The organism is Cellvibrio sp. (assembly GCF_053579595.1).
The window spans coordinates 1-7,623 of record NZ_JBRFPI010000219.1; the positions used below are offsets into that span (position 1 = coordinate 1).

5 protein-coding genes and 1 pseudogene are annotated in these 7,623 nt (G+C 50.3%); 2 read left to right on the forward strand and 4 right to left on the reverse strand.

The features are described from left to right. From ACWA6V_RS13720 to argH, 4 genes and pseudogenes are all read right to left on the reverse strand, one after another. The coding region (locus tag ACWA6V_RS13720; protein WP_449523021.1) for a class I adenylate cyclase at positions 1-1,151 on the reverse strand (1,151 nt) is incomplete at its 3' end. Positions 1,152-1,156: 5 nt separating this feature from the next. After that, complete coding sequence (locus ACWA6V_RS13725; RefSeq protein WP_449523025.1) at positions 1,157-1,498, reverse strand: response regulator; 342 nt, start codon at positions 1,496-1,498, stop codon at positions 1,157-1,159. Positions 1,499-1,504: 6 nt separating this feature from the next. Next, a complete protein-coding gene (locus ACWA6V_RS13730; RefSeq protein WP_449523022.1) occupies positions 1,505-3,916 on the reverse strand; it encodes a histidine kinase dimerization/phospho-acceptor domain-containing protein in 2,412 nt (803 codons plus the stop codon). Positions 3,917-4,172: 256 nt separating this feature from the next. Continuing rightward, positions 4,173-5,559 (reverse strand): annotated as a pseudogene (gene argH, locus ACWA6V_RS13735) (argininosuccinate lyase). Positions 5,560-5,715: 156 nt separating this feature from the next. Between argH and ACWA6V_RS13740 the strand changes: the two are divergent. Beyond that, the gene (locus ACWA6V_RS13740) at positions 5,716-6,843 is read left to right on the forward strand and encodes a sensor histidine kinase (RefSeq protein WP_449523023.1); all 1,128 of its coding nucleotides are present in this window, start codon (positions 5,716-5,718) and stop codon (positions 6,841-6,843) included. Positions 6,844-6,892: 49 nt separating this feature from the next. Continuing rightward, the coding region (locus tag ACWA6V_RS13745) for a LytR/AlgR family response regulator transcription factor (RefSeq protein WP_449523024.1) at positions 6,893-7,623 on the forward strand (731 nt) is incomplete at its 3' end.

Consider the following 7,623-nt stretch of genomic DNA (forward strand, 5'->3'; position numbering starts at 1 on the left):
TGCAGCTGATTGTGTTTTTGCAAATACTGCTCAATGCGGCGATACACCATCACATAGGGATCGAGCGCGTCGGCGTCCGGGTCTTGTGCGTAAATCGCACGTTTGAAACTGAGCGCCAGTGGTTCGCCGTTGATTAGGCTGTTATTGGGTTGCTGATTCGGATTTGGGTTGTCGGCATCTTGTTGGCTGAGCGCTTCATTAATACTGTCTTGATAAAGGCTGATCTGCGTGGAGGTATCCTCACTGGGTGCTGCTGTTGCATTAGCAATTCCTGTCTCCAGTTCGCCACTTGCATAGACTTCCAACAACAATAATTTCAATACGGATTTGTAGGGAGATTCAATCGCCTTGTAGAGCTGCCAAATACCAGCTCCAATAAATTCATTGGCCGGGATTGATGGCAGCCCGCCAAAGTCGATGACATCGTTGCGATTAAGAAAGCGTTTTCCTAATAATTTTTCGCGGTAGCTGTTGTAATCCTGTTCTTGCGATGCGGGGATAAACCACCAGAGCGGAATTTTTCCTGCGAGCCACAAGGTGGTGCGGTAGAATTCATCGAGCAATAAATAATGCTGCGCTGATCCACTGGCTTCACTGCTCAAACATTGAGTGCGCCGGCTGGAAAATTCATCGCTGCGCATTAAAAAAAAATGCACCTCAAAATGAATCTGTACTGCAGCCCACTGGCTGATCAGTTGGCACTTGCGCTCCAGCTCGGGTAAAAATGCGTGGTCATCGGCAAGGCTATGGCACACCCAAACATCCAGATCACTTGAATCGCTTTGTGCAATAGTGCCGACACTGCCCATAATAAACAGCGCGTCTATCGCCATGTTTTTTTCAGTGAGGTCGCGATTGTATTGAAAACTGCGCGCGAGAATTTTTGCCAACCGCAATTCATCATTGCCGGGTGCATAGTGATAGACACCGGCGGGTGTACTGTGGGAAATATAACCCGGCAACATGGGATGGTTAACGTGAAATAAGAGTGGCAGCACTTGCAAAAATTGTTGCTGGCGTTCAGGTAGCGCTGCGCATGTGCGCTGGTGGCGCAGTTGGTTTAAATCCAGAAACCGCTGTTTGAGTTGATTGAGTTGTTTGCGATCAACGCCTTCATCGATATCGTGTATGTCTATTGGACGTGAATACATAGGCCTTAGCGGTGCGAATTGCCGTTAGTGACTTTTTTCTTGCGCAAAATATCGGCGAGGGTGGTGTAGAGTAGTTCCGGGTTGACTGGTTTGGATATATAGCCGTTCATGCCCGCCGCTAAACAGCGCTCGCGATCACCGCGCATCGCCTGCGCGGTAACAGCAACAATAGGAATATTCTGTTGCAAACTATTCGCGCGCAATTGCCCTGCACGAATGCGCCGCGTTGCTTCCAGTCCATCCATTTCCGGCATCTCCAAATCCATTAAGATGACATCAAAGGGCTCGCTGGCATTTTCCAATAATTTCAGGGCTTCAATACCGTTGGCGGCAATGACGGTGTTGATTTTTTTCTATTTCAGAATGCCGCGGATGACTTGCTGGTTGACGATATTGTCTTCCGCAATCAGGATGCGTGCATTTTCCAGTAGCTCCTCAATATCGGTTGGCGTAACAATTGTCGGGCTAATTTCTTGCAGCAATTGCTCGCGCCCAATCGCTTGGCTGATGGCATCGAACAGGCGCGATTCGCTCACCGGTTTACTTAAAAATTCATCGACTAAAATGGCATTGGGGTCGGCACTGGAAATTTCATCGCGATGGTAAGCGGAAATTAAAAACACACGCGGTTTTTGTTTGAGGCTGCGGTCGGATTTAATCAAGCCAGTGAGCTGCAAGCCATTCATGTTGGGCATGCGGTAGTCGAGCAGTACAAAATGGTAGGGCTGTCCTAAATTATCGGCTTGGCGAATACGCTCGATCGCGGCGATGGGGTTATCTATTTCATCGACTTGCAAATGAATACTGCGCGCAGTGCTGGCGATGATGGTGCGCGCAATGGTGTTGTCATCGACAATCAGCGCGCGGATATTATTCAAATCGCGCGGATGGTTGATCAGGGTTTTTTCACCCAGATGGCTGTGTTCAAATGCGGCGCTGAAGGTGACTTTACAGCCTTTGTTTAGGCTGGAATCGATGCTAAAGTCGCCCTGCATTAAATGTACAAGGTGGCTGCAGATACCGAGACCGTAAGTATTTTTTTCAGTCTCTGGCGTATTTTTGTTAAACACCAAACGCTCTTTGATGTGCACCAATTTTTCTTCCGTCATGCCCAGGCCGGCATCCTCAACGCTGAACTCAAGCACGACTTGTTTGCTGGTTTGGCTTTTGCGCGCCAATCGCACTATGACTTGGTTGGTATTGGAATATTGAAATGCATTGCTGATCAAGTGGCCGAGGATTTGGCTCAGGCGCGAGGCATCACCGCGCAGGAAGCGCGGCACTTCGGGTTTGATGTCGTACACAATATTAACCGAGCGATGCAGTGCACTGATTTCAAATAGTCGCGAAATTTTTTCAAATAATTGGTCTAGATCAAAATGGGCATATTCAAGAATGACCCGCCCCGCTTCAATTTTGGAGAAATCGAGCAGCTGGTTAATGATTTGCAAGAGCGAGTCGGCGGCTGAATTGATGCTGGTGAGATAACTCTGTTGCTGTTCATCGAGCTGGGTATCTTGCATCAAATAACCTATGCCGATAATGGCATTCATCGGCGTACGGATTTCATGACTGACGCGCGCGAGGAATTCGCTTTTGGTTTTGCTGGCGAGGTCGGCTTGCGCTTTGGCGCTGAGCAGTTCCTCGCGCGAACTCATAAAATCGGAAATATCGGTATTCACTCCCACGCAGCGGCTGGCGTGGCCCTGATGATCGGGTTCAAAAAATTTTGCTTTGGAATGCACCCAAATAATATTGCCATCGCGATGTAACATGCGAAATTGTAATTGCAAAGATTCTTGTCGATTGTCGATAGCAGATTGGTATTCGCCGAGCATGGTGTCCACATCATCCGGGTGAACAAAATAATCGCGCAGGGTATCGAGGTTCCCGGGTAAGTCTTCGTAATCGTAACCCAGCATGCGCAGATAGCTGCGGCTGAAATAAATTTTGTTGGTTAGTAAATTCCAATCCCAGAGGCCGTCATTGGTCGCTTCCATTGCATATTGGTAGCGGGTGTCGCGGTCAACCATTACGCGCAATTGTTCGTGCTGGTGCATAAAGCGGAACAGCCAGGCGAGCAGGCTGGTGAGCGCTTTGGTGTCTTGCGCGTGCCAAGTGCGCGGGTTGTCGCGGTGCAGTGTCATAAAACCGCGCAATTGGGTTTGTTCGCACAGGGGAATAATCAGGCTATTGTAAATATCCAGCGCGCGCAGACCCTGGGTGGCTTCGGCCAAATCGTGGTCGGTAGCGGTAAGAGCAAGCGCATTGCCATCGCGCAGTTGGCGAAAGTAGCTGGACTCCGGTTTGAGCAGGAAGTAGAGCCAATCCGGATGTTGCAAGCGTTGTCGGGTGGTATCGCTCAGATCTTGTGCGGCCCACTGGTTCAATAAACTGACACTGGCGGAGTGAGCATCCCAGCCCCAAAGGCCTATCTCGCGCAGGTCCAATAATCTACCCACTTGCGCCAATACTTGTAACGGGCTGGATGAATGCTGTTGTTTAACTAAAAACTTGAGCGTTTCCATCACCCAGCTTTCGTCGAAAATCGGCCCTTCGGTTGCTTTACCTTTGGTGCCAGCGCTGGGCGCTGGTGCATTTTGCTCATCGGCGCCATAGTCACCGGCGGCCGATGCGCGCAATTGGCGAATGGCATGATGGGCTTGCAGGGACTGTTTCAGCGACGCGAGCTCTTCCTCCAACAGCAAAATTTTAGCTGCCAGTGCCTCTTCAGACTCTTCTGAATGCAATGATTTTTTACCCATATCCTTTTATTCGCGTCTCGGTATTTATCTGGACAAAAAACAAGCTGCCAGACTTAAAGGCTAGCCCATATTGGTGCGAATACCAGCGATTGGAGGGAATAAAGGGATGAGTTTGGTGACAGTAAAACCGGATGCTGATTGGATCAGGGGCAATCGACAGATCGTAATGGAGAGTTGTTAACTAACTTATTGATTTGTAATAATAAAAAATCCTCACATTGAGCGCAATGTAAGGATTTTTTAGTAAGTGACTTACTTATTTACGGCTTTCAAGGCTCGCTTTGGCGCGACCAACGGCAGCTTTTACTTGCGCCGGTGCGGTACCGCCGATGTGGTTGCGTGCGGCGACTGAGCCTTCCAGTGTCAACACGGCAAATACATCTTGTTCGATGACGGGAGAGAACTGTTGTAGCTCGGCCAGGCTCATCTCGGATAAGTCTTTACCGGTTTGCACGCCGTAGGCAACTGACTTGCCGACAATCTCGTGCGCATCGCGGAAAGGTACACCGCGACGAACGACGTAATCCGCCAGATCAGTTGCAGTAGAGAAGCCGCGTTTGGCTGCTTCGTACATTTTTTCTTTGCGCGGTTGGATTGCCGGGATCATATCGGCAAAAGCGCGCAGGCAGTCTTTTACGGTATCGATTGCATCGAATACCGGTTCTTTGTCTTCCTGATTGTCTTTGTTGTAGGCCAAAGGTTGGGATTTCATCAGAGTCAAAAGCGCCGTCAGGTGACCATACACACGGCCGGTTTTACCGCGGACTAATTCAGGCACGTCCGGGTTTTTCTTTTGCGGCATGATTGACGAGCCAGTGCAGAAGCGGTCCGGCAGATCGATAAAGCTGAATTGCGATGAAGTCCAGAGCACCAGCTCTTCGCTCGCGCGCGACAAGTGCATCATCAGGATGCTGGCGAAAGCAGCAAATTCGATGGCGAAATCGCGGTCGCTAACTGAATCGAGCGAGTTTTCGGTCGGTGCATCAAAACCCAACAGCTGCGCAGTGTAGGCGCGGTCGATGGGGTAGGTGGTACCGGCGAGTGCGGCAGCGCCCAAAGGCGATTGGTTTACGCGTTTGCGGCAATCCATCAGGCGGCCATAATCGCGCTGCAACATTTCAAACCAGGCCAATAAATGATGACCAAAAGTCACTGGCTGGGCAGTTTGCAAATGGGTGAAGCCGGGCATGATGGTGTCGGCATTGGCTTCAGCCACTTGCAGTAAACCTTGTTGCAGGCGAGTCAATTCTTTCGCGATTGCATCGATTTCGTCGCGCAAATAGAGGCGGATATCGGTGGCTACTTGATCGTTGCGCGAGCGTCCGGTATGCAGCTTTTTGCCGGTGATGCCGATGCGCTGGGTGAGCAGCGCTTCGATGTTCAAGGCTGATGGACCAGGTAAATTGACCGGCAACGATCTCTGCACGAATCTCTTCCAAACCGGTGATGATCTGGTCGCGCTCGGCTTCGGTCAGCACGCCGACTTTGGCGAGCATGGTAGCGTGGGCGATGGAGCCGTTGATATCGTGATGATAGAGGCGGTAATCAAAACCGATAGAGGCGGTGAAACGCTCAACGAAGGCGTCGGTGGCTTCACTGAAGCGGCCGCCCCAGGGTTTGATGGGCTGATCGTTTTGGCTCATGAGCATGTGTCCACAAACTGGAAATAATGAAAGAGATGTCGGGCGCGATTAGGCTACCATTGGTATCGGCACATCAATACGCAAACTGCCCTGATCCGCAGGCCGCGCATTATATAGCCCCAAGGCTTATTTAAACACTGATTAAAGAAGACGCTCATGAGCAGCTCCCAGGCCTCTAATAGTAAGGCTCCTACTACCAGGACAAGAACACCGCGCCCGGCACCGGCCGAGCCGGCCACTCCGTTTTTGCCGGATTTGTGCAGCAGCCAATCCGTCTTCCTGCTCGTATTGGTTGCGGAATTATTGGCCGTTCTGCTGACTATTAGCGCCTCATCCGGTTTGCAGCATTTTAATTGGGACAAGCTCGCGTTAATTTCCGTACAGGTGCAATGGATCGTGGTCTTCAGCGCAGTGGCTCTGTGCCGCCTGCGTTTTTGGTTGGGCAGGCAGAATCATGTGCGTGCAGGTGTGGTCAGTTATGCATTGGTATTGGCGATAACACTGGTGCTTTGTGTCGCGGGGCAGTGGATTATTTACGGTGCCAGTGGCATGGCGTTTGTGGGCGATCAGGAATTCAGTTTTGATGGCTGGTTGCTGCTGAACAACATGGTTATTGCAGCGATTTTATCGGGTATTTTGCTGCGTTATTTATATTTGCAGCAGCAGTTGCGCAACCAACAGCAAGCGGAAATGCAAGCGCGTATCCAGGCGTTGCAATCGCGTATTCGGCCGCATTTTTTATTTAACAGTATGAATTCAATCGCCAGTTTGATTGCAACTGATCCGGACACCGCCGAGCGCGTAGTGGAAGATCTGTCAGAATTGTTTCGCGCCAGCCTCGCGGAGCCTACTTTAATTCCGTTGGGTCGCGAATTGGAATTGTGCAAACACTATCTGGATATTGAACAACTGCGCTTAGGTCGCCGTTTGCAATTGGATTGGCAAATCAGCAGCTGCAACCCGGCGATAAAAATTCCTAGTCTGATGATGCAGCCGCTGGTGGAGAATGCAATTTTCCACGGTATAGAACCGCTGCCCAAAGGCGGGAAAATTACCGTCAAGGTATCGCAAAATGATAAGCAGCTCAGCATCGTTATCACCAACCCCTATTTGTTGGTGAAAAAAAATAATCATCAGAGTGATGCGTCGGCGCGCCACAACCGCATGGCGTTAGATAATATCCGCCGCCGTTTGACCGCGCATTTCGGCACGGCGGCGCGCTTATCCAGCAGTGCGGAAAACGGTGTTTTCACCACTTACATTTTTTGTCCGTTAACCCTGTAATCACCATAAAATTAATAGCGACTACTACTAAAAGACAGAGACAATAACGATGGATATTTTAATTGTTGATGATGAGGCTCTCGCGCGGCAGCGCTTGCTGCGCATGGTGGAAAAAATTGACGGTTTTTCGGTGGTCGCTGAAGCGGATAATGCCGAAGACGCGCTAGTCGCCATCACTCAACATGACCCGGATATAGTCTTGCTTGATATTCGTATGCCCGGCCGCGATGGCTTAAGCCTGGCGCAGGATATTGCCGAATTGGAAGATGCGCCGGCAGTGATTTTTTGCACGGCGTTTGATCAGTATGCGCTGGATGCGTTTGGTACCAACGCCGTGGGGTATTTGCTCAAACCGGTAAAAGCCGAGCAGTTGTTGCAGGTGTTGGAGAAAGCGCAAAAGCTCAACAAAATCCAGCGCGTTGCCGCACAAAAAGATAACAAGCCTAAATCGGAGAACCAGCGCACTCACATTACTGCGAAAACGCGACGCGGGGTTGAATTAATTCCGCTGGATGATGTTCGCTATTTTCTCGCGGATCACAAATACGTCACCGTTTATCATCGTGCAGGTGAACACTTGCTCGATGAAACTTTAAAAGAGTTGGAAGAAGAATTTGGTGCGCGCTTTGTGCGCGTGCATCGCAACTCGTTGGTTTCGGTGAAGCACATTGAAGCGCTGGAACGCAATGCGCAGGGGCAGTATCAAGTGCGCTTGGCGGATACAGAATTGCGCCCGGTGATTAGCCGTCGCCATGTGAGAGATTTAAAAGCTTTGCTCAA

Bases quoted from the DNA above. Each gene is read 5' to 3' on its own strand.
- ACWA6V_RS13730 (WP_449523022.1), bottom strand. From the start codon at position 3,916: ATGGGTAAAAAATCATTGCATTCAGAAGAGTCTGAAGAGGCACTGGCA.
- ACWA6V_RS13740 (WP_449523023.1), top strand. From the start codon at position 5,716: ATGAGCAGCTCCCAGGCCTCTAATAGTAAGGCTCCTACTACCAGGACA.